The sequence below is a fragment of the Duganella rhizosphaerae genome, from assembly GCF_040364205.1.
Lineage (GTDB): Bacteria > Pseudomonadota > Gammaproteobacteria > Burkholderiales > Burkholderiaceae_D > Rugamonas > Rugamonas rhizosphaerae.
Map to the genome: position 1 here is coordinate 31,039 of NZ_BPWK01000007.1, position 19,634 is coordinate 50,672.

Here is a 19,634-nt window from a genome sequence, read left to right on the forward strand (position 1 = left end):
CGCTATGCGTAGTGCGTCCACATGCGCAGGATGCGAACAACATGCTGATCCGGAAAAACCTCATAGACGAGGCGGTGATGTATGTTGATCCTGCGCGAGTAGGCGCCCGCCAGGTCGCCGACAAGTTTTTCAAAAGGCGGCGGGCGCGCGAAAGGATCATTGGCCAGTAGGTCGAGAAGTGCCTGCACTTGCCGCTTCATTCCTGCTGCAGCAACTTTCTTTGCATCTTTCTGAGCCTGGTGGGAGTACACCAGTTGCCAGCTCACCAGATCAATTCCTTATCGCTGTCGTCAAGCGGCTCGGCGCGGGCAGCAAGGATGGACTCGCGCATTCCCGGCACGGACAGTAAATACAGCGTTTCCTGTATTGCACGCCAGTCATCGGCGGAGATAAGCACCGCGTCGTTGCGCTTGCCGGTGATCGTGATTGGCATGTGGCTGGCTGCGGTTTCGTCGATCAGGTTATAGAGCCGCGCGCGCGCGTCGCTGGCTGAGATGGTATCCATGACTGCTCCCTTGTTGCGTGATCAAAACGTACGCCTTAACGTACGTACTGTCAAGCGAGCGGCGCAAGAGGGTAAAATGGCGGTATTCGCCATTGATAGCCTGAAAGCCCGCCGCCATGTCCGACCTCGAACACACCCCAGACAGCATCACCATCGCCCGTCCCGACGACTGGCATTTGCACCTGCGCGACGGCGCCACCCTGGCCAGCGTGCTGCCGCATAGCGCGCGCCAGTTTGGCCGTGCCATCGTGATGCCCAACCTGAAACCGCCGGTGACCACCACCGCCGCCGCCGAAGCCTATCGCAACCGCATCATGGCGGCCCTGCCGGCTGGCATGAAGTTCGAGCCGCTGATGACGCTCTACCTGACCAACAACACGCCGCCGGACGAGATCCTGCGCGCGCAGGAAAGCGGCATCGTCCACGCGGTCAAGCTGTATCCGGCCGGCGCCACCACCAACTCGGACGCCGGCGTGACCGACCTGTCCAACTGCTACAAGACGCTGGAGATGATGCAGGAAGTGGGCATGCCCTTCCTGGTCCACGGCGAAGTCACCGACCAGGACATCGACCTGTTCGACCGCGAAGCCGTCTTCATCGAGCGCGTGATGCGCCCGCTGCGCCGCGACTTCCCGGCGCTGAACATCGTCTTCGAACACATCACCACCAAGCACGCCGCGCAGTACGTGGCGGAAGCCGAAGGCCCGATCGCCGCGACCATCACCGCGCATCACCTGCTGTACAACCGCAACGACATCTTCAAGGGCGGCATCCGTCCGCACTACTACTGCCTGCCGGTGCTGAAGCGCGAAGAACACCGCCTGGCGCTGGTCACCGCCGCCACCAGCGGCGACGAGCGCTTCTTCCTCGGCACCGACTCCGCGCCGCACGCGCAGGGCGCCAAGGAAGCCGCTTGCGGCTGCGCCGGCTGCTACACCGCGCTGCACGCGATGGAGCTGTACGCTGAAGCCTTCGAACGCGCCGGCGCGCTGGACAAGCTGGAAGCCTTCGCCAGCTTCAACGGCCCGGCCTTCTACAACCTGCCGCGCAACACCGACACCATCACCCTCAAGCGCGAGCAATGGACGCTGCCGGAAACCCTGCCGCTGGCGGACCAGCAGGTGGTGCCGCTCAACGCCGGCGAAACCATCAACTGGAAAATGGTATAAGCAGTGCTGCAAGCGATAGACTGGTCGCGTCCCTGGTACGACTCGGTCCGCACAGCGGCCGGCCAGCTGTCAGCGGACGTGCCCTTCATGGATACGTTCAACGCGCAAGCCGCAGCACTGGGCTTGCGCAATCATCTGGATTTGCCCATCTCTTTCGTGCCGCAGGAGTCGCTGCCTGACGGCACAGCCTACGAAGCCTTCATCGGCGCCACCGGCGGCGTGCCCACGCGCGATAACCTGCACGACTTCTTCAACGGCCTTGTGTGGCTTAGCTTCCCGCGCATCAAAGTGCAGCTGAACGCCTTGCAGGCGGCGCAGATCGAACGCGACGGCGTTGGCAAATCGCGTGGCCCCGCGCGTGACGGCGCCACCATCTTCGACGAGAACGCAGCCTTGCTCGTAGTACGCGACAACGCCGCCGGCCATGCGCTGACGGCTGCGCTGCGCGACCATCAATGGCGCGCAGCCTTTATCGAGCAGCGCGCCAGCTTCGGGCCGGACGCGCAGGTATGGCTGTTCGGCCACGCGTTGATGGAGAAGCTGGTCGCACCACGCAAGGCGATCACCGCGCACACCCGCGTGGTGGTGGCCGGCGACGATTTTTTCGCCATGGACCACGACGCCCGCCGTCATTGGATCGACGCCAGGGTGGCGCGGGATCTGGCCGAGCATGGCCTCAGCACCGCCGACTTCACGCCGATGCAGGCGCTGGGCGTGCCGGGCTGGTGGCCGGAACAGGACGACGCTTTCTACAGCGACGCAACGGTGTTCCGTCCCAAACGCGCACCAGCGGTAAAATAGATTTTTTAACCGACTTCGCCGCCGATGCGGCAGAAAGAGCACGCCATGACGCAGGTAATTCGCTGGGGGATACTCGGCACCGGCAAGATCGCCAAGGCTTTCGCCATCGCCTTGCAGGACACGCCCGGCGCCAAGCTGGCCGCCGTTGCTTCACGCAGTGTAGATAGCGCTACCAAGTTCGGTGTCGAACATGGCGCGGAGCGTTTCCACGGCAGCTACCAGGCGTTGGCGGACGATCCCGAGGTCGACGTCATCTACATCGGCACGCCGCACCCCATGCACCACGAGAACGCGCTGATGTGCCTCCACGGCGGCAAGGGCGTGCTGGTGGAGAAGTCGTTCACCATGAACCGTCGCCAGGCCGAGGACATCATCAACCTGGCGCGCCAGAAAAAGCTGTTCGTCATGGAGGCGATGTGGACGCGCTTCATGCCGGCCGTGGTGGAGGCCAAGCGCATCGTCGACAGCGGCGAGATCGGCGTGCCGGCCAACGTCAGCGCGGACTTCGGCTTTACCGCGGATGTGGGACCGGAGCATCGCCTGTTCGCGCCTGAACTGGGCGGTGGCGCATTGCTGGACCTGGGCATTTATCCCTTGTCGATGGCGTCGTTCTTCCTCGGCCCGGTGACGGGCGTGAAGGCGCAGGCGGAGATGGGCGCCACCGGCGTCGACGTGCAGACCGCGTTCACGCTGATGCACAAGGACGGCGGCGTGTCGTCGTGCGCATGCAGCCTGCGTTCGCGCACGCCGACCGAGCTGACCATCTCGGGCACGAAGGGCTTCCTGCGCCTGCATGACCGCTTCCACAACACCGAGACCATCACCGTGACGCTGGTGGACGGCGCCTCGCGCAGCGAGCGCACCATCAACCTGCCACGCAGCGGAAATGGCTATACCCATGAGGCGCAGGAAGTGGGGCGCTGCATCCGCGCCGGCTTGATCGAAAGTCCGGTGATGCCGCACGAAGAAACGCTGTCCATCATGGGTACGCTGGACGACATCCGCGCGCAGATCGGTCTGAAATACACCTTCGACGTCTAAGGCCTTCAAGCGCGGGCGGTGGGAACTGGTTAGAATCGACAGATATCGTTTCCACAATCAGGTCCCTATCATGTTCGTCGCCACCCGCACTCCCTCACTGAAAACAGTCCTGCTGGCCAGCGGCGTGGTCCTGACGCTGGCGATGGGCGTGCGCCACGGCTTCGGCTTCTGGATGCAGCCCATCTCGCAAGCGAACGGCTGGACACGTGAAACCTATTCGCTGGCGCTGGCCTTGCAGAACCTGTTGTGGGGCGCGTTCGGCCCGTTCGCCGGCATGGCGGCGGATCGTTTCGGCACCATGCGCGTGGTGCTGGTGGGCGCGGTCAGCTACATGGCGGGGCTGGTGTGGATGGCGCTGGTGACGCAGCCCGCCTTGTTCGTGATCGGCTCCGGCATCTTCATCGGCCTGGGGCTGGCGTGCACCGCGTTCGGCGCGGTCAGCGGCATCATCGGCCGGGTGGCGCCGATGGAAAAGCGCTCGTGGGCGTTCGGCATCTCCGGTGCCGCCAGTTCCTTCGGCCAGTTCCTGATGATGCCGGTCGAGCAGCAACTGATATCGGCGGTGGGCTGGCAGAATGCCTTCTATTTGTTGGCCGGGCTGGTGGTGCTGCTGATGATACCGATGTCCTTCCACCTGCGCGAGCCGGCGGTGGAGCATAGCGGTCCGCAGCAAAGCGTGCGCGAGGCGATGAGTGAAGCGGTGGGCAACCGATCCTTCCTGTTCCTGGTGGCGGGCTATTTCGTGTGCGGCTTCCAGCTGGTGTTCATCGGCGTGCACATGCCGGCGTACCTGAAGGACAAAGGCATCGCCAGTCCGGGCGTGGCGGTGATGGCGCTGGCGTTGATTGGCTTGTTCAATATCTTCGGTTCCTACTATGCGGGCAAGTTGGGTGGACGCTTCCCTAAACGCTACCTGCTGTCATCGATCTACTTTACGCGCGCCGTTGTCATCGGCCTGTTCCTGCTGGCGCCGTTGACGCCGTATTCGGTGTACGTGTTTGCGGCGGCGATAGGATTCATCTGGCTGTCGACGGTGCCGCTGACGAACGGCATCATCGCCGGCATCTTCGGCGTCAAGCACATGTCGATGCTGGCGGGCGTGGTGTTCTTCTCGCACCAGGTGGGTAGTTTCATCGGCGTGTGGTTGGCCGGCTACCTGTTTGCGAAGCTGGGCAGCTACGACATCGTCTGGGGCATCGCGATTGGGTTGAGCATCATGGCGGGCTTGATCAATCTGCCGATCAACGAGCGCGCCATCGAGCGCGGCGCCTTGAAGGCGGCCTAGCGATGAAAACCTGGCTGCTGCGCGCGGCCAGCGCGGTGGTGCTGGCGCTGGTGTTCATGGCCTACCTGACGCCAGACTTCCTGCTGGACCTCGCCAACCGCTTCTACCTGTGCTTTTAACATTGGGGTCAAGTCTGACATTCGGACACGGCCTCTGCCTTAGCGGTCGTTACGGCTGGGCTCGTGTCCGAATGTCAGACTTGACCCCAGCTAGACTTTGAGGAACTCTTCGCGGCCGCCTAGCCAGCGGGCCAGATGGGCTTCGACGGTGGCGGCTTTTTCGGGGGTGTTGGCGTGCAGCAGGTCGTGGGCGACGTCGCGCGCCTGGTCCACCAGCCAGCCGTCCGTTTCCAGATCGGCAAAGCGCAGCATCGCCTGGCCGGACTGGCGGGCGCCGAGGAATTCGCCGGGGCCGCGGATCTCCAAATCGCGGCGCGCTATCTCGAAGCCGTCGGTGGTTTCGCGCATCGTCATCAGGCGCTGCTTGGCGACGCCTCCCAGTGGGCTTTGGTACAGCAGCAGGCACACCGACGCCGCCGAGCCCCGTCCCACGCGTCCACGCAGCTGGTGCAGCTGCGACAGGCCGAAACGCTCCGCATGCTCGATCACCATCAGCGATGCATTCGGCACGTCCACGCCCACTTCGATCACGGTAGTGGCGACCAGCACCTGCATCTCGTTGGCGCTGAAGGCGTCCATGACGGACTGCTTCTCGGCCGGTTTGAGGCGGCCGTGCACCAGGCCCACGTTCAGGTCCGGCAGCGCTTCGGCCAGCAGCGCGTGCGTGTCGGTCGCGGTTTGCAGTTGCAGCGCTTCCGATTCCTCGATCAGCGGACATACCCAGTAAATCTGTCGTCCTTCCAGCGCGGCGGCATGTACGCGCTCGATCACTTCATCGCGACGATTCTGGTCGATGGCACGCGTGACGATCGGGCTGCGGCCCGGCGGAAGTTCGTCGATTACCGATACTTCCAGGTCGGCGTAGTAGGTCATCGCCAGCGTGCGCGGAATCGGCGTGGCCGACATCATCAGCTGGTGCGGGACGGCGCCCTCGACACCCTTGTTGCGCAAGGTCAGGCGCTGGCCCACGCCGAAGCGGTGCTGCTCGTCGACGATCACCAGCCCCAGGTTGGCGAAGTTCACAGCCTCCTGGATCAACGCATGCGTGCCGATCACCAGCTGCGCCTCGCCCGATTCGATCAGCGCATACGCGGCCAGCTTTTCCTTTTTCTTCAAACTGCCCGTCAGCCACGCGACCTTGACGCCCAACGGCTCCATCCACGCGGCGATCTTGCGGAAGTGCTGGTCGGCGAGGATTTCGGTCGGCGCCATCAGTGCGGCCTGGTAGCCGCTGTCGATCGCCTGCGCGGCCGCCAGCGCCGATACCACCGTCTTGCCGCTACCGACGTCGCCCTGCAACAGCCGCTGCATCGGATACGGATGGCGCAGGTCGGCGCGGATTTCGTTCAGCACGCGCTGCTGCGCGCCGGTCAGCTTGAACGGAAGCGCGGCCTGGAAGCTTTCTGACAGCGCACCGATGACGGTCAGCGCCGCCGCGCCCTTGGAGCGGCGCGCACGCTGCGCGCGCTTGAGCGACAGCTGCTGCGCCAGCAGTTCGTCGAACTTCATGCGGGTCCACGCCGGATGCGAACGGTCGAGCAGCGCGTGCTCGTCCACCTGCTGCGGCGGATAGTGCAGCAGTTTCACCGAAGGCTCGAAGTCGGACAGCTGCATCTGCGCGCGCAACTGCTCCGGCAGCGTGTCGGTCCAGTCGACCCGCTTCATCGCATCGCCGATGGCGCGCCGCAGTATCGGCTGCGACAGGCCTTCGCCCGATGGATACACCGGCGTCAGGGAAGTCGGCAGCGGCGCGCCTTCGTTGACCACCTTGTAGGCCGGGTGCACCATCTCGGCGCCGAAGAAGCCGTGTTTCAGCTCGCCGCGCGCGCGCACCCGCGTGCCCTCGGCCAGCTGCTTGACCTGGCTGCCGTAGAAATTCATGAAGCGCAGCTGCAAATCGCCCGTCTCGTCGGCGATATGCACCAGCAGCTGCTTGCGCGGCTTGTAGGTGATTTCATTTTTGACCACCAAACCCTCGACCTGCGAGGTCTCGCCGCCGTGCAGGCGGGCCTCTTCGATGGTGATGACCTGGGTTTCGTCCTCGTAGCGCATGGGCAGGTGCAGCACCAGGTCCATATCGGTGTGCAGGCCCAGCTTGGCCAGCTTGGCTTCCGGGCTGACTGTCTTCTTGACGGTTTTGGAGGTTGAAACAGGCATATTGGAGCGTTTTTCGGGCACTAGCGTAAAATAGAGGGTTGGCCGCAGCAAAGCAACGCCGGTATTGTACGACTTGCACCGCCTTCGGGCCTATCCGAATTTTCTTCAACAGTTTCCAGAAGTCCGCAAATGTACTCGCTTTCCGATTTCGATTTTAACTTGCCGCAAGAGCGTATTGCGCAATTCCCGCTGCCAGACCGCAGCGCTTCCCGCCTGTTGCACCTGGACGGCGAGCAGATCATCGACCGCCAGTTCGCCGATATCGTCGGCCTGCTGCAAGCGGGCGACCTGCTGGTGATGAACGACACCCGTGTGCTGAAGGCGCGCTTCTTCGGCGTCAAGGAGAGCGGCGGCAAGATCGAGGCGCTGGTCGAACGCGTGCTGGACAACCGCACCGTGCTGGCCCAGGTGCGCGCGTCCAAGTCGCCCGGCCCCGGCGTCAAGATCCGCCTGGCCGACGCCTTCGACGTCACCGTCGGCGAGCGCGCCGGCGAGTTCTACACCCTGCATTTCGACGCCGACGTGTTCGACCTGATCGAAGCGCACGGCCGCCTGCCGCTGCCGCCCTACATCGAGCACGACGCCGACTCCTTCGACGAAACCCGCTACCAGACCGTGTTCAACAAGGTGCCGGGCGCGGTGGCCGCGCCGACCGCCGGCCTGCACTTCGACGAGAAGCTGCTGGCCGAGCTGAAGGCCAAGGGCGTCAACTTCGCCTACGTCACGCTGCACGTGGGCGCCGGCACCTTCCAGCCGGTGCGCGCCGAGGTGCTGGCCGAGCACAAGATGCACACCGAGTGGTACACCATGCCGCAGGAAACCGTGGACGCCGTGTGCGCCACCCGCGCCGCCGGCCGGGATGTGGTGGCGGTCGGCACCACCAGCCTGCGCGCGCTGGAATCGGCCTCGCAGAGCGGCCAGCTGGAAGCGGGCAGCGCCGATACCGCGCTGTTCATCACGCCCGGCTACCAGTTCAAGACGGTCACCCGCCTGATCACCAATTTCCACCTGCCGAAGTCGACCCTGCTGATGCTGGTGTCGGCCTTCGCCGGTTTTGAAGAGATCCGCAAGGCCTACGCCCACGCGATCGCCAACGAATACCGTTTCTTCAGCTATGGCGACGCCATGCTGCTGACGACGCAAGCACGAGCAAAATAAGGAACAATATGCTGGAATTTAAACTGCACAAGACCGATAGCAGCGGCCTGACCAAGGCCCGCCGCGGCGAAGTCAAACTGAACCACGGCGTGGTCCAGACCCCGATCTTCATGCCGGTCGGCACCTACGGCTCGGTCAAGGCGATGTCGCCGCTGGAACTGAAAGAAATCGACGCCCAGATCATCCTGGGCAACACCTTCCACCTGTGGCTGCGCCCGGGCAACGACGTCATGGCCAAGTTCGGCGGCCTGCACGACTTCATGGGCTGGGACAAGCCGATCCTGACCGATTCCGGCGGTTTCCAGGTGTTTTCGCTGGGCGCGATGCGCAAGATCACCGAAGAGGGCGTGCACTTCAACTCGCCGATCAATGGCGACAAGCTGTTCCTGTCGCCGGAAGTGTCGATGCAGATCCAGCGCGTGCTGAACTCCGACATCGTCATGCAGTTCGACGAATGCACCCCTTATGAAATCGACAACCGCCCGGCAACTCTTGAGGAGGCGGCAAAGTCGATGCGCATGTCCTTGCGCTGGGCGCAACGATCAAAAGACGAATTCCACCGTGGCGAGAACCCGAACGCGCTGTTCGGCATCGTCCAGGGCGGCATGTTCGAGAACCTGCGCGACGAATCGCTGGCCAAGCTGGAAGAGATCGACTTCCCGGGTCTGGCCATCGGCGGCCTGTCGGTCGGCGAGCCGAAGGAAGACATGATGCGCATCCTGGCCCACGTCGGCCCGAAAATGCCGGCCAACAAGCCGCACTACCTGATGGGCGTCGGCACGCCGGAAGACCTGGTCAACGGCGTGTCCAACGGCGTCGACATGTTCGACTGCGTGATGCCCACTCGAAATGCCCGCAACGGCTGGATCTTCACCCGCTTCGGCGACGTGAAAATCAAGAACGCCCGTTACAAGGAAGACAAGGAACCGCTGGACAGCACCTGCTCCTGCTATGCTTGCCGCAACTTCTCGCGCGCCTACCTGCACCATCTGAACCGCACCCAGGAAATCCTCGGCGCGCGCCTGAACACCATCCACAACCTGCACTACTATCTGGACATCATGCGCCAGATGCGCGAGGCCCTGGATGAGGACCGCTTCCACGCCTGGACCCTGCAATTCCACGCCGATCGTGGTCGCGGCATCTGAATTAACTAAAAGTGTTGTAAGTCTTGTAAAAAGATTTATGCCACCCACATAGCCGGAAGACCTAGCGCCTTCCGGCCAGTGCTAGAATACAGCGCTATTTTTTCAAACTATTATCGGAGTCACCTGTGTTCATTTCCAACGCTTACGCCCAATCGGCTTCCCCACTCGACGCACTCGGCCTGGGCGGTAACCTCACCAGCTTCCTGCCGCTGATCCTGATGTTTGTTGCGATGTACTTCCTGATGATCCGTCCTCAGCAGAAGCGCGCGAAAGAACAGAAGGCCATGATGGAAGCGCTGGCCAAGGGCGACGAAGTCGTCACCGCCGGCGGCGTGCTGGGCAAGGTCGTCAAGGTGACCGACCTGTACATCACCCTGGAAATCTCCACCGGCGCCGAAATGACGGTGCAGAAGAATTCCGTCACCATGCTGCTGCCTAAGGGCACGCTGAAGGCGCTGTAATCAGTCCCGGCCCGCGCTACGCGGGCCTTATTGCATCCGACGCCTAACACTGAACGTTGAACAATATGAATCGCTATCCTCTCTGGAAATACATACTGATCGTAGTCGCCATTCTGCTGGGCGCGCTGTACACCGCGCCTAACTACTACGGCGAATCGCCTGCGGTCCAGGTCACGAGCGGCAAATCGACCGTCAAGATTTCGGCCGACATGGGCGCCAAGGTGGAAGAGGTGCTCAAGGGCGCCGGCATCGCCTACAACGGCATCGCCTTCGACGGCACCGGCACCTACGCTTCCGTGCGCGCCCGCTTCGCCGATCCGGACACCCAGTTCCGCGCCAAGTCGGTGCTGGAAAAGGGCCTGAACGCCGATCCGACCGATCCGACCTATCTGGTCGCGCTGAACCTGCAAAAAGACACGCCGAAATGGATGCAAGCGCTGCATGCGCTGCCGATGTACCTCGGCCTCGACTTGCGCGGTGGCGTGCACTTCCTGATGCAGGTCGATACCAAGGCGGTATTGGCCAAGCGCGTGCAAGGCATCCAGGCCCTGGCCCGTACCTCGCTGCGTGACAAGAACGTGCGTCACGCCGGCATCGACCGCGTGGGCGACACCATCGAAATCAAATTCCGCGACGACGCCACCCGCCAGAAGGCCAAGGACGTACTGCAAGGCCAGATGACCGACCTGCTGCTGGTCGATTCCGGCGAAGGCGATGCGCTGAAGACCACCGTCTCGCTGAAGCCGGTCGCGCTCAAGCAAACCATCGACGATGGCGTCAAGCAGAACATCTCCACGCTGTCCAAGCGCGTGAATGAACTGGGCGTGGCCGAACCTATCATCCAGCAGCAGGGCCCTGACCGCATCGTGGTCCAGCTGCCAGGCGTGCAGGACGTGGCGCGCGCGCGCGCCGTGATCGGCCGCACCGCGACGCTGGAAGTGCGCATGACCGACAACTCGGTCACCCCGGGCACCGAGCTGACGTCGGCGATCCCGTTCAACTCCGAGTTGTTCACCGTCGGCCGCAACGTGCCGGTCGTGCTGAGCAAGGACGTCGTCATCACCGGCGACTCGATCTCCAGCGCCACCGCCACCTACGACCAGAACCAGCAGCCTGCCGTCAGCATCACGCTCAACGGCGACGGCGGCCGCAAGATGCGCGACCTGACCCGCGACAACGTGGGTAAGCGCATGGCCATCGTGCTGTTCGAGAAGGGCAAGCCGGAAGTGCTGTCGGTCGCCACCATCCAAAGTGAATTCGGCAGCAGCTTCCAGATCACCGGCATGGGCAACGCGGAGAACTCCGCCGAGCTGGCGCTGCTGCTGCGCTCCGGCGCGCTGTCCGCACCAATGGACGTGATCGAAGAACGCACCATCGGCCCGCAACTGGGCGCCGAGAACATCAACAAGGGTCTGCATTCGACGATGTACGGTTTCGCCGCCATCGCCATCTTCATGATCGCCTACTACATGATGTTCGGCTTCTTCAGCGTGCTGGCGCTGGCCTGCAACCTGTTGCTGCTGCTGGCATTGCTGTCGCTGATGCAGGCGACCCTGACCCTGCCTGGTATCGCCGCTATCGCGCTGGCGCTGGGTATGGCGATTGACGCCAACGTGCTGATTAACGAGCGTATCCGCGAAGAGCTGCGTTCCGGCGCCACGCCGCAGGCGGCGATCGCCGCCGGCTTCGACCGCGCATGGGCGACCATCATCGACTCCAACGTGACCACGCTGATCGTCGGTATCGCATTGTGGGTGTTCGGTTCCGGTCCGATCCGCGGCTTCGCCGTGGTGCACTGCCTGGGTATCTTGACCTCGATGTTCTCCGCCGTGTTCATCTCGCGCGGTGTGGTCAACCTCTGGTACGGCCGCAAGAAGAAGCTGCAATCGCTCGCCATCGGTACCGTTTGGGTACCGGGTCTGAAATAACTCAGGGGTTCACATGGAATTTTTCCGCATCAAAAAAGACATACCGTTCATGCGCCACGCGCTGGTGTTCAACGCGATTTCGGCGTTGACCTTCGTCGCGGCCGTGTTCTTCCTGATCACCCGTCCGCTGAACTTCTCGGTGGAGTTCACCGGCGGCACCGTGATGGAACTGAAATACCAGCAGCCTGCAAAGCTGGAGCAGATCCGTCACTCGCTGGAGAAGATCGGCTACGAGCAGCCGGAAGTGACCGGCTTCGGCACCGCGCATGACGTCATGCTGCGCCTGCCGGTGGTGAAGAACGTCACCTCCAAGGATGCGTCGCAGCTGGTGTTCACCACGCTGTGCGCGGCCGAGCAGGGCGCCACCAAGCAGATCGACACCGTGACCGCCAAGGGCGAGCATGTAGTCAAATCCGCTTGCACCGATGCCGCAGGCGGCGAAGTGGTGTCGCTGCAAAAAGTCGAATTCGTCGGCCCGCAGGTCGGCGACGAGCTGGCGCAGAACGGTTTGAACGCGCTGGTGATGGTGATCATCGGCGTGATGATCTACCTGGCTGTGCGCTTCGAATGGAAATTCGCGGTGGCGGCGATCATCGCCAACCTGCACGACGTGGTCATCATTCTCGGCTTCTTCGCGTTCTTCCACTGGGAGTTCTCGCTGACGGTGCTGGCGGCGGTGCTGGCGGTGCTGGGTTACTCGGTCAACGAGTCGGTGGTTATCTTCGACCGTATCCGCGAAAACTTCCGCAAGCAGCGTAAGTCGTCGGTGCATGAAGTGATCGACAACGCGATCACCTCGACCATCTCGCGTACCATCATCACCCACGGCTGCACGCAGATGATGGTGCTGTCGATGCTGTTCCTGGGCGGTCCTACGCTGCACTACTTCGCGATCGCGCTGACCATCGGTATCTGCTTCGGTATTTACTCGTCGGTGTTCGTGGCTGCCGCAGTGGCCATGTGGCTGGGCGTGAAGCGTGAAGACCTGATCAAGCCGATCAAGGAAAAAGACGAAACCGATGGCGCTGTAGTGTAAAACAACGTTATCGTTTTGATAGTAGAATCCCCCAGCGCTTTTAGCTTTGGGGGATTTTTTTTTATGATGTACAGATTATTGGCCGGTCTTCTGGTCTGCTGCGCCGCGCATGGCGCCGAACTGCCGTGGGACCTGAGCTACGCGTCCGCGCTGCGCGACCATCCGATCGCGGACCATGAGTTCATGCGCATCTGGCCGCAGCAGCATCCGCAGCGGCCCATCCATCAAAAGCTGGCGGAGTACGCGGGGGAGCCGATCGAAGCGTCGATGCTGATCGAGCAGCCCGATGGCCATGCCGGCGACTCTATCGCCCAGTGGTTCATCAAGACGCGCAATACCGCGCAGCTGTGCAGCTTCCATCCCAAGCGCTTGAACGATCCGTGCAAGAAGCTCGATCCCATGCGCTTGCAGGCGGCGATGCGCGATGTGCTGCATATGTCCGACCCCTGGCCGCCGAAGGGAGAAGGGCTGGTGGCGGAGAAGGATTACTTCGGCCCCGGCAAGCCGCTGCTGCTCAATTACTTCGGCTACGTCAGCGTGTACGTGGACGGCGTATCCTTGCAGCGTCCTATCGGTGGCGATGAGTGGAAGGAGCGGCTCGACAAGTCGCGTCCTGCGACGCCGGAAGCAGGGCGCTTGCAGCAGGCTTTGGCGCTTGCCATGGAGGGCGCGGTGGAGCCGGCGCCGGTCGCTGTGGCCAAGCCGGAAGCGCCGTCGGTGCCGGAGAGCGTCGAGCTGAAAGCCCGCAATGCGCTGATCGCCGAAGTGCAGGATTATCTCAGCAAGGGCGACTACAAGAGCCTGGAGGCATTGCGCAAGCGCTTGCTGGATCCGATGCAGCGCACCGGCAGCGGTGTATGGAAGCTGGCAATCTTCTACAACCAGCTGCGCCGGCGTCCCCACGGTACGCGCGACCTGGCCTACTGGACGCGCATGGAGAATGAAGCGAAGGCGTGGGAGAAGCAGTTCCCCAAATCGAACGCGGCGCGCATCTACCACGTCTACGTGTTGCTCGCGCGCGGCACCACCTTCCGTGGCACGGCCAACTACAAGGATGTTCCGAAGGAGGACATCGAACGCATGCTGGCCTCCACGCGCGAAGCGATGAGCATCATCAACACGCTTGAAAAGCCGATGCTGAAGGAGCGCGATCCCGAGTTCTACAAGGCCCTGCTGCAAGTGCTGCCGTACACGGACCATTACAGCTTCCTGGGCGTGATGAACACGGTGGCCGAAGCGCGCAAGGAGTTCCCGAACTATCACGAGACCTATTTCACCGCCGCCTTCTTCTCGACCGAGATGTGGGCCAGCGCGCCGGACTCGGTCGACGAAATCGCCCGCAGCGCCAAGGCTGTGCGTACCGCCGATTCCGATGCGATGTACGCCCGCGTCTACTGGTACATGAGCCAGATGTCCTATGACGACAAGCTGTTCGACAACAGCCTCGCCGACTGGAGCGAAATGAAGACCAGCTTCGATGCGCTGGTGGACCGCTACCCCGATCCATGGAACCTGAACGCCTACGCCTACTTCGCCTGCCAGGCCGGCGACTACGCCACCATGGCCGGTCTGTTGAGCCGCATCGGCGAACGGCGCGTGGTCACTAGCTGGGGCAAGCGCGGCGCGGACGCCTACGAGGACTGCGCCGGTCATGCCGGCGATGATACCAGCCACTATCTGTCCGACCTGCGCGAGACGGCCAAGAAGCGGCAGCTGCGCACCTTCTACCGCTACATCAACTACGCGGCGCAAACGCGCAAGGACGGCAAGTACGGCGAGAGCCTGCGCATCGTGCGCAAGGCCGAGGAGTTGAATCGCGTGTTGTTCAACAAGCCGTCGATGATGGTGCAGTACCACCTCGGCCTGACGCTGCATGCCCTGAAGCGCTATGACGAGGCGTTGCAGGCGCTGTCGCTGGGATTGCAGTCGCAGCCCAACTACGCGCCAGCCTACTTCCAGCGCGGGCTGGCCTACGAGGCGCTGGGCCGTCGCGACGAAGCGCGCGGCCAGTTCGAAACCGCTGCCGGCCGCATGCCGGCCGAGATCACCAGCAACGAACCGGCGCAGCGCGCGGCTGAGGAACAGGAGCGCCGCACGATGTCGGCCAAGTTCCGCGAATACGGGATCAGTTTCTGATTGTTCAGCGGTTCTATGGATTCCCGCTTTCGCGGGAATGACGGCACAGCCGCCCCGTCGTTCCCGCGAAAGCGGGAACCCATGCTGAGCGTCCGCTGCGTTAGCGCCCCGTTTTGATCATGTCGTACAGCGCCTGCGCGGCCGGCGACAGGTGGCCGGCCTTGCGGGTGATGAGCACCAGCTGGCGCGAGATGGTCGGCTCCTTCAGCTTGATGGCGCGCAGGCGCGGATAGCTGCCCTTGATGATCGCCAGGTTGGGTACGATGGCGGCGGCGATGCCGGAGGCCACCAGGCCCACCGCCGTCGCGCTGCGTTGCACGTCGTACTGGAAGTGCAGGTTCAGTTCCGCGCTCTTGCTGCCCAGGTAGCTGTCCAGCAGCGCGCGGTTGCCGTTGACGTCGCCCGAGAAGATCAGCGGGTAGGGCTGGATCTGCGTCCACGTCAGCGAGCGCCGCTTCGCCAGCGGATGATCGTCGCGGCACACCAGCACGAAATGATCCTCCATCAGCGGCACCGACACCAGATCGGGATGCATGCCGCCACCCAGGCCGATGCCGAATTCCGCTTCCCTGCGCTGCACCGCCTCCGCCACGCGCGATGAGGCGTGGTCGAGAATCTTGATGCGGTTGTCGGGAAAGCGCGCCGAGTACTCCTGGATGATCTGCGGCAGATACTGTATGCCCACCGTCGGCACGCAGGCGATCGACACGTCGCCGCGCTGCGCCTTGCCGGTCTCGCGGATCTCGCTTAGCGTTGACGACAGCTCTTGCAGCAGGCGCCGTGCCTGCGGCAGGAAGTCCGTGCCGATGCTGGTCAATGCGATCGAGCGCGTGGTGCGTTCGACCAGCATCACACCCAGGAAGTCCTCCAGGTTGCGCAGCCGTTGCGTGACGGCGGTTTGCGTCACATGCAGCGTCTCCGCCGCTTTCTGGAATCCGCCAAAGTCCGCAATCGCGACAAAAGCCTGTACGCCGAGTATGTCGATTTTCATCAGAAAAATGAATGAATGGTCTAAATAAATTCATTGTACTTATATTTGATGGAGGCGGAAAATTCGCCTCATTGAAACCGAAGGAGAAGATCATGCCGCTATCAACAATTTTCCTGGTGTTCTCCAAGCTGGCGTTGATGGGCTTCGGCGGCGTGATGCCGTTCGCCTACCGCGCGCTGGTCGAGCAGCACAAGTGGCTGACGGCCGAGGAGTTCGCGAAGTATCTGGCCACCAGCCAAATGCTGCCCGGCCCGACGATCTGCAACGTCGCGCTGATGGTGGGCAACCGCTACGCCGGCACGGGCGGCGCGCTGGCGGCGCTGGCCGGCATGGTCGCCGGCCCGTTCCTGGTGGTCATCGCAGTGGGCGTGGTGTACCAGCGCTTCGGTGAGGTCGAGATGTTCCGCCACGCGATACGCGGCATGGCGGCGGTGGCGGCGGGGCTGATCCTTGCCACCGCCGTAAAGATGGCGAAGGCCATGTTCGCCAAGGCCGACTGGCGCGAACACCGCACGCATTTGCAGGCGGCCTTGCTGGCGCTGGCTTTTATCGGACTGGGTCTGCTGCAATGGCAGCTGGCGCTGGTGTTCTGTGTGCTGGCGCCGTTGGGCACCGGTGCGAATTATCTGGTGGGAGAGAAAAAATGAACGAGCAATCTCCGGTAGTCGAGCTGTCGCTGCACATAGCGGTGATGTCGTTGATGGCGGTGGGCGGCGGCGTGGTGCTGATAGGGCCGCAGGTGGGGCACTACGTGGTCGAGGGCAAGCAGTGGCTGAACAATGAACAGTTCTCGGCCGCGTATGCGATAGCGCAGGCGGCGCCCGGTCCCAACCTGTTGTTCGTCTCGCTGGTGGGCTGGCTGATCGCCGGCTGGGCGGGCGCGATCTTCACCACGCTGGCGGTGCTGGGCCCGTCGACGCTGCTGACACTGGCCGCGATCCGCTTGCAGGCACGCCATGCCGGCGGACGACTGACGCAAGCGCTGGGCGATGCCTTCGCGCCGATATCGATAGGCTTCCTGGCCGCCACCGCCTGGCTGTTCACCCGTATCTCCAACGTCAGCTGGCATGCCGATGTGCTGACGGTGCTGGCGGCGGTGATACTGCTGCGGTCCAGGATCAATCCGGTGATACTGATCGCGGCCGGTGCGCTGGCCGGCATGCTGGGTCTTATCTGAGCGAGTGCGGCGTTGAACGCGACCGCAGCGACGCCGACGGGCAGTGGCCGAACAGCTTGCGGTAGTCGCTGGAAAACTGGCTGAAGTTACTCAGGCCCCAGGAGCCGGCCACGTCGCCGATGGCGCCGCCGTCCTGCAACTGCCGGCGCACGCCGTTCAGGCGCACCATGCGCAGGTACAGCATGGGGCTCATGCCCAGCACGTCCTCGAAGCAGTATTGCAAGGTGCGTCGGCTCACATGCACCCGTTCGCACAACTCCGGTACGGTAATCGAATCGCTGCGGTGCGCCATGATGTATTCGCGCGCCAGCGAGACCACGTGGCGCCGCCGTTGCAGGCTGGCCGCCAGCGCCGGCTCCACGCAGCTGTGGTCCAGCATGTCGAGCAGGGTGGACAGCACCAGCTCCTGCCATTGCGCCGCGCCTTCCGCCGTGCTTTCTCCCTCGGCCGGCAGCAGCTGCGACAGGACGCGCAGGCATTTGGCCTGGGCCTGTGCATCCACCTGCAACAACTCGGCCGACTGCACCCGCTGCCAGTCGATCTGGCAACCGTAGCGCCGCGCCGTCTCGATCAATAGCTCACGGCTGGCAACGATGCCGAAGATGCTGTAGGCGCTCGGCGTTACCAGTTCGAACTCAACGTTGCCCGGCTGCACCATAATCCAGTCGGCTGCCGTCTGGCGGCCGTTGATGCGCGTGCTGGCGCCGTGGTCGGGCAGGCCGAACCAGATGGCGTCCGGCCACACGCGGCAGGATTGGCGCACCGACTGGCTCAGGCTTTCCCGGAATACTTGCAGCTGCGGCAGGCGCAGTTCGGTCAGCGCGCCGTGGAACAGGCCGGAGCTGATCTGGTCGTAGCTTTGTTGCCAGTTGGTGAGCTTGCTGGCCAATTCATCGGCGTCGTGCGCCATCACAGTGCGCAAATCTGGCGCACTGTGTACCAACGCTGTCGCAGTCTGGTGCATATTATTTTTCTCCCACTGTTGTTATTTCTTCCCGTGGACGCTAGCCCCTCGCAAGTTTGCCGATTTTCGATAACGCTGGCATTTGGCTGGCTCCTATACTCGATTCTGCTGCAACTTCCATACCAGACGCGCTTTACCTTAGGGAGAATCACATGAATGCAAAACAGGCGGCCGGGCAACCGGCGCTGCAACAGTCGCTAGGCACCTTCCAGTTGTGGGGCATCGCGGTAGGCCTGGTGATCTCGGGCGAGTACTTCGGCTGGAGCTACGGCTGGGCCTCGGCGGGGACGCTGGGCTTTACCATCACCGCGCTGTTCATCGCGGCCATGTACACCACCTTTATTTTCAGCTTCACCGAGCTGACCACCTCGATCCCGCATGCGGGCGGCCCGTTCGCCTACAGCAAGCGCGCCTTCGGCCCGACCGGCGGCTACCTGGCCGGCGCGGCCACCCTGATCGAGTTCGTGTTCGCCCCGCCAGCGATTGCGCTGGCGATCGGCGCGTATCTGAATGTGCAGTTTCCCACCGTCGATCCGAAGACGGCGGCGGTCGGCGCCTACGTCGTGTTCATGACCTTGAACATCGTCGGCGTGCAGGTGGCGGCCACCTTCGAGTTGCTGATGACGCTGCTGGCCATCTTTGAATTGCTGGTGTTTATGGGTGTGGTGTCGCCCGGCTTCTCGGTGGCGAACTTCGTCAAGGGCGGCTGGTCTGGCCAGGACAGCTTCAGCATCGCGTCGATTCCCGGCATGTTCGCGGCGATTCCGTTTGCGATCTGGTTCTTCCTGGCGATTGAAGGCGTGGCCATGGCGGCCGAGGAAGCCAAGGATCCGAAGCGTTCGATCCCCATCGCCTACATCGCCGGCATCATTACGCTGGTGCTGCTGGCGATCGGCGTGATGGTGTTTGCCGGCGGCGCTGGCGACTGGACCAAGCTGGCCAACATCAACGATCCGCTGCCCCAGGCGATGAAGATCATCGTCGGCGAGCACAGCAACTGGTTGCACATGCTGGTGTGGCTGGGCTTGTTCGGACTGATCGCTTCCTTCCACGGCATCATCCTCGGCTATTCGCGCCAGATCTTTGCCTTGGCGCGCGAGGCTTACCTGCCGCATTACTTCGCCAAGATCCATCCACGCTTCAAGACGCCGCACCGCGCCATCCTTGCGGGCGGCGTGATCGGCATCGCTGCCATCTATAGCGACGAGCTGATCAAGATCGGCGGCCAGACCCTGACCGCCAACATCGTCACCATGTCGGTATTCGGCGCCATCACCATGTACATCCTCAGCATGCTCAGCCTGTTCAAGCTGCGCCGCACGGAGCCGCACATGGCGCGTCCTTTCCGCGCACCGTTCTATCCGCTGTTCCCGGCGATTGCGCTGGCCGGCGCGCTGGTCTGCCTGGTGACGATGATCTATTACAACCTGCTGATCTTCGGCGTGTTCGTCGGCTTCATGGCCGCCGGCTATGGCTTCTTCCTGGCCACCAAGGGCAATCGTCAGCAGCACGCGGCGCTTGACGCTGTCTAACCCGCCGTCTAACCCACAACAACGGA

General features: G+C 63.0%; 18 protein-coding genes. 13 read left to right on the forward strand and 5 right to left on the reverse strand.

The window, feature by feature from the left end:
- Positions 1 to 2: 2 nt before the first annotated feature.
- Together RUGAMON1_RS16225 and RUGAMON1_RS16230 are read right to left on the reverse strand one after the other, a co-directional pair.
- A complete protein-coding gene (locus RUGAMON1_RS16225) occupies positions 3 to 266 on the reverse strand; it encodes a Txe/YoeB family addiction module toxin (RefSeq protein WP_445231471.1) in 264 nt (87 codons plus the stop codon).
- Positions 263 to 505 carry a type II toxin-antitoxin system Phd/YefM family antitoxin gene (locus RUGAMON1_RS16230; RefSeq protein ID WP_445231472.1) on the reverse strand — a complete coding sequence of 81 codons (243 nt, stop codon included), beginning with the start codon at positions 503 to 505 and terminating at the stop codon, positions 263 to 265. Before RUGAMON1_RS16230 ends, RUGAMON1_RS16225 begins: the two co-directional genes overlap by 4 nt.
- Positions 506 to 621: 116 nt before the next feature.
- Between RUGAMON1_RS16230 and pyrC the strand changes: the two genes are divergently transcribed.
- The 4 genes from pyrC (at position 622) to RUGAMON1_RS16250 (ending at position 4,801) form a co-directional block, all read left to right on the forward strand.
- Positions 622 to 1,674: a dihydroorotase gene (gene pyrC, locus RUGAMON1_RS16235; RefSeq protein ID WP_332856348.1), complete on the forward strand. Its 1,053-nt coding sequence runs from the start codon at positions 622 to 624 to the stop codon at positions 1,672 to 1,674.
- 3 nt (positions 1,675 to 1,677) lie between these two features.
- On the forward strand, positions 1,678 to 2,475 hold the full coding sequence (locus tag RUGAMON1_RS16240; RefSeq protein ID WP_445231473.1) for a DUF3025 domain-containing protein: 798 nt from the start codon (positions 1,678 to 1,680) through the stop codon (positions 2,473 to 2,475).
- A 45-nt stretch (positions 2,476 to 2,520) separates the two neighbouring features.
- Positions 2,521 to 3,516, forward strand: coding sequence for a Gfo/Idh/MocA family protein (locus RUGAMON1_RS16245; protein ID WP_445231474.1), 996 nt, complete (start codon positions 2,521 to 2,523; stop codon positions 3,514 to 3,516).
- Positions 3,517 to 3,586: 70 nt separating this feature from the next.
- Positions 3,587 to 4,801 carry an MFS transporter gene (locus RUGAMON1_RS16250; protein ID WP_445231475.1) on the forward strand — a complete coding sequence of 405 codons (1,215 nt, stop codon included), beginning with the start codon at positions 3,587 to 3,589 and terminating at the stop codon, positions 4,799 to 4,801.
- A 209-nt stretch (positions 4,802 to 5,010) separates the two neighbouring features.
- On the opposite strand, the gene recG is transcribed toward RUGAMON1_RS16250, so the two are convergent.
- On the reverse strand, positions 5,011 to 7,077 hold the full coding sequence (gene recG, locus RUGAMON1_RS16255; protein ID WP_445231476.1) for an ATP-dependent DNA helicase RecG: 2,067 nt from the start codon (positions 7,075 to 7,077) through the stop codon (positions 5,011 to 5,013).
- A 129-nt stretch (positions 7,078 to 7,206) separates the two neighbouring features.
- Between recG and queA the strand changes: the two genes are divergently transcribed.
- The 6 genes from queA (at position 7,207) to RUGAMON1_RS16285 (ending at position 14,944) form a co-directional block, all read left to right on the forward strand.
- The gene (gene queA / locus RUGAMON1_RS16260) at positions 7,207 to 8,235 is read left to right on the forward strand and encodes a tRNA preQ1(34) S-adenosylmethionine ribosyltransferase-isomerase QueA (RefSeq protein ID WP_445231477.1); all 1,029 of its coding nucleotides are present in this window, start codon (positions 7,207 to 7,209) and stop codon (positions 8,233 to 8,235) included.
- An 8-nt stretch (positions 8,236 to 8,243) separates the two neighbouring features.
- On the forward strand, positions 8,244 to 9,383 hold the full coding sequence (tgt, locus tag RUGAMON1_RS16265) for a tRNA guanosine(34) transglycosylase Tgt (protein WP_116991915.1): 1,140 nt from the start codon (positions 8,244 to 8,246) through the stop codon (positions 9,381 to 9,383).
- Positions 9,384 to 9,508: 125 nt separating this feature from the next.
- Positions 9,509 to 9,844 carry a preprotein translocase subunit YajC gene (yajC, locus tag RUGAMON1_RS16270; protein ID WP_445231478.1) on the forward strand — a complete coding sequence of 112 codons (336 nt, stop codon included), beginning with the start codon at positions 9,509 to 9,511 and terminating at the stop codon, positions 9,842 to 9,844.
- 65 nt (positions 9,845 to 9,909) lie between these two features.
- Positions 9,910 to 11,772 (forward strand): protein translocase subunit SecD, encoded by a 1,863-nt coding sequence (gene secD, locus RUGAMON1_RS16275; RefSeq protein WP_445231479.1) that lies wholly within the window; start codon positions 9,910 to 9,912, stop codon positions 11,770 to 11,772.
- A 13-nt stretch (positions 11,773 to 11,785) separates the two neighbouring features.
- A complete protein-coding gene (secF, locus tag RUGAMON1_RS16280; protein ID WP_445231480.1) occupies positions 11,786 to 12,808 on the forward strand; it encodes a protein translocase subunit SecF in 1,023 nt (340 codons plus the stop codon).
- Positions 12,809 to 12,871: 63 nt separating this feature from the next.
- Positions 12,872 to 14,944 (forward strand): tetratricopeptide repeat protein, encoded by a 2,073-nt coding sequence (locus tag RUGAMON1_RS16285; protein ID WP_445231481.1) that lies wholly within the window; start codon positions 12,872 to 12,874, stop codon positions 14,942 to 14,944.
- A 100-nt stretch (positions 14,945 to 15,044) separates the two neighbouring features.
- On the opposite strand, the gene RUGAMON1_RS16290 is transcribed toward RUGAMON1_RS16285, so the two are convergent.
- A complete protein-coding gene (locus tag RUGAMON1_RS16290) occupies positions 15,045 to 15,935 on the reverse strand; it encodes a LysR family transcriptional regulator (protein ID WP_445231482.1) in 891 nt (296 codons plus the stop codon).
- Between the two features lie 92 nt (positions 15,936 to 16,027).
- Here RUGAMON1_RS16290 and RUGAMON1_RS16295 point away from each other — a divergent pair, with 92 nt between their 5' ends.
- Together RUGAMON1_RS16295 and RUGAMON1_RS16300 are read left to right on the forward strand one after the other, a co-directional pair.
- Complete coding sequence (locus tag RUGAMON1_RS16295; RefSeq protein ID WP_445231483.1) at positions 16,028 to 16,582, forward strand: chromate transporter; 555 nt, start codon at positions 16,028 to 16,030, stop codon at positions 16,580 to 16,582.
- A complete protein-coding gene (locus RUGAMON1_RS16300) occupies positions 16,579 to 17,112 on the forward strand; it encodes a chromate transporter (protein WP_445231484.1) in 534 nt (177 codons plus the stop codon). The genes RUGAMON1_RS16295 and RUGAMON1_RS16300 overlap by 4 nt, the downstream gene beginning before the upstream one ends.
- Here RUGAMON1_RS16300 and RUGAMON1_RS16305 read toward each other — a convergent pair.
- Positions 17,105 to 18,022, reverse strand: a complete 918-nt coding sequence (locus RUGAMON1_RS16305) for a helix-turn-helix domain-containing protein (protein ID WP_445231485.1) — start codon at positions 18,020 to 18,022, stop codon at positions 17,105 to 17,107. The genes RUGAMON1_RS16300 and RUGAMON1_RS16305 overlap by 8 nt on opposite strands.
- A 206-nt stretch (positions 18,023 to 18,228) precedes the next feature.
- Between RUGAMON1_RS16305 and eat the strand changes: the two genes are divergently transcribed.
- Positions 18,229 to 19,608 carry an ethanolamine permease gene (gene eat, locus RUGAMON1_RS16310; RefSeq protein ID WP_445231486.1) on the forward strand — a complete coding sequence of 460 codons (1,380 nt, stop codon included), beginning with the start codon at positions 18,229 to 18,231 and terminating at the stop codon, positions 19,606 to 19,608.
- Positions 19,609 to 19,634: the final 26 nt, after the last annotated feature.

Coding starts and splice junctions, on each gene's coding strand:
- RUGAMON1_RS16245 (WP_445231474.1), top strand. CDS start 2,521: ATGACGCAGGTAATTCGCTGGGGGATACTCGGCACCGGCAAGATCGCC.
- RUGAMON1_RS16305 (WP_445231485.1), bottom strand. CDS start 18,022: ATGGCGCACGACGCCGATGAATTGGCCAGCAAGCTCACCAACTGGCAA.
- tgt (WP_116991915.1), top strand. CDS start 8,244: ATGCTGGAATTTAAACTGCACAAGACCGATAGCAGCGGCCTGACCAAG.
- RUGAMON1_RS16290 (WP_445231482.1), bottom strand. CDS start 15,935: ATGAAAATCGACATACTCGGCGTACAGGCTTTTGTCGCGATTGCGGAC.
- eat (WP_445231486.1), top strand. CDS start 18,229: ATGAATGCAAAACAGGCGGCCGGGCAACCGGCGCTGCAACAGTCGCTA.
- RUGAMON1_RS16285 (WP_445231481.1), top strand. CDS start 12,872: ATGATGTACAGATTATTGGCCGGTCTTCTGGTCTGCTGCGCCGCGCAT.
- secF (WP_445231480.1), top strand. CDS start 11,786: ATGGAATTTTTCCGCATCAAAAAAGACATACCGTTCATGCGCCACGCG.
- RUGAMON1_RS16300 (WP_445231484.1), top strand. CDS start 16,579: ATGAACGAGCAATCTCCGGTAGTCGAGCTGTCGCTGCACATAGCGGTG.
- queA (WP_445231477.1), top strand. CDS start 7,207: ATGTACTCGCTTTCCGATTTCGATTTTAACTTGCCGCAAGAGCGTATT.
- RUGAMON1_RS16230 (WP_445231472.1), bottom strand. CDS start 505: ATGGATACCATCTCAGCCAGCGACGCGCGCGCGCGGCTCTATAACCTG.
- secD (WP_445231479.1), top strand. CDS start 9,910: ATGAATCGCTATCCTCTCTGGAAATACATACTGATCGTAGTCGCCATT.
- RUGAMON1_RS16250 (WP_445231475.1), top strand. CDS start 3,587: ATGTTCGTCGCCACCCGCACTCCCTCACTGAAAACAGTCCTGCTGGCC.
- RUGAMON1_RS16295 (WP_445231483.1), top strand. CDS start 16,028: ATGCCGCTATCAACAATTTTCCTGGTGTTCTCCAAGCTGGCGTTGATG.
- pyrC (WP_332856348.1), top strand. CDS start 622: ATGTCCGACCTCGAACACACCCCAGACAGCATCACCATCGCCCGTCCC.
- recG (WP_445231476.1), bottom strand. CDS start 7,077: ATGCCTGTTTCAACCTCCAAAACCGTCAAGAAGACAGTCAGCCCGGAA.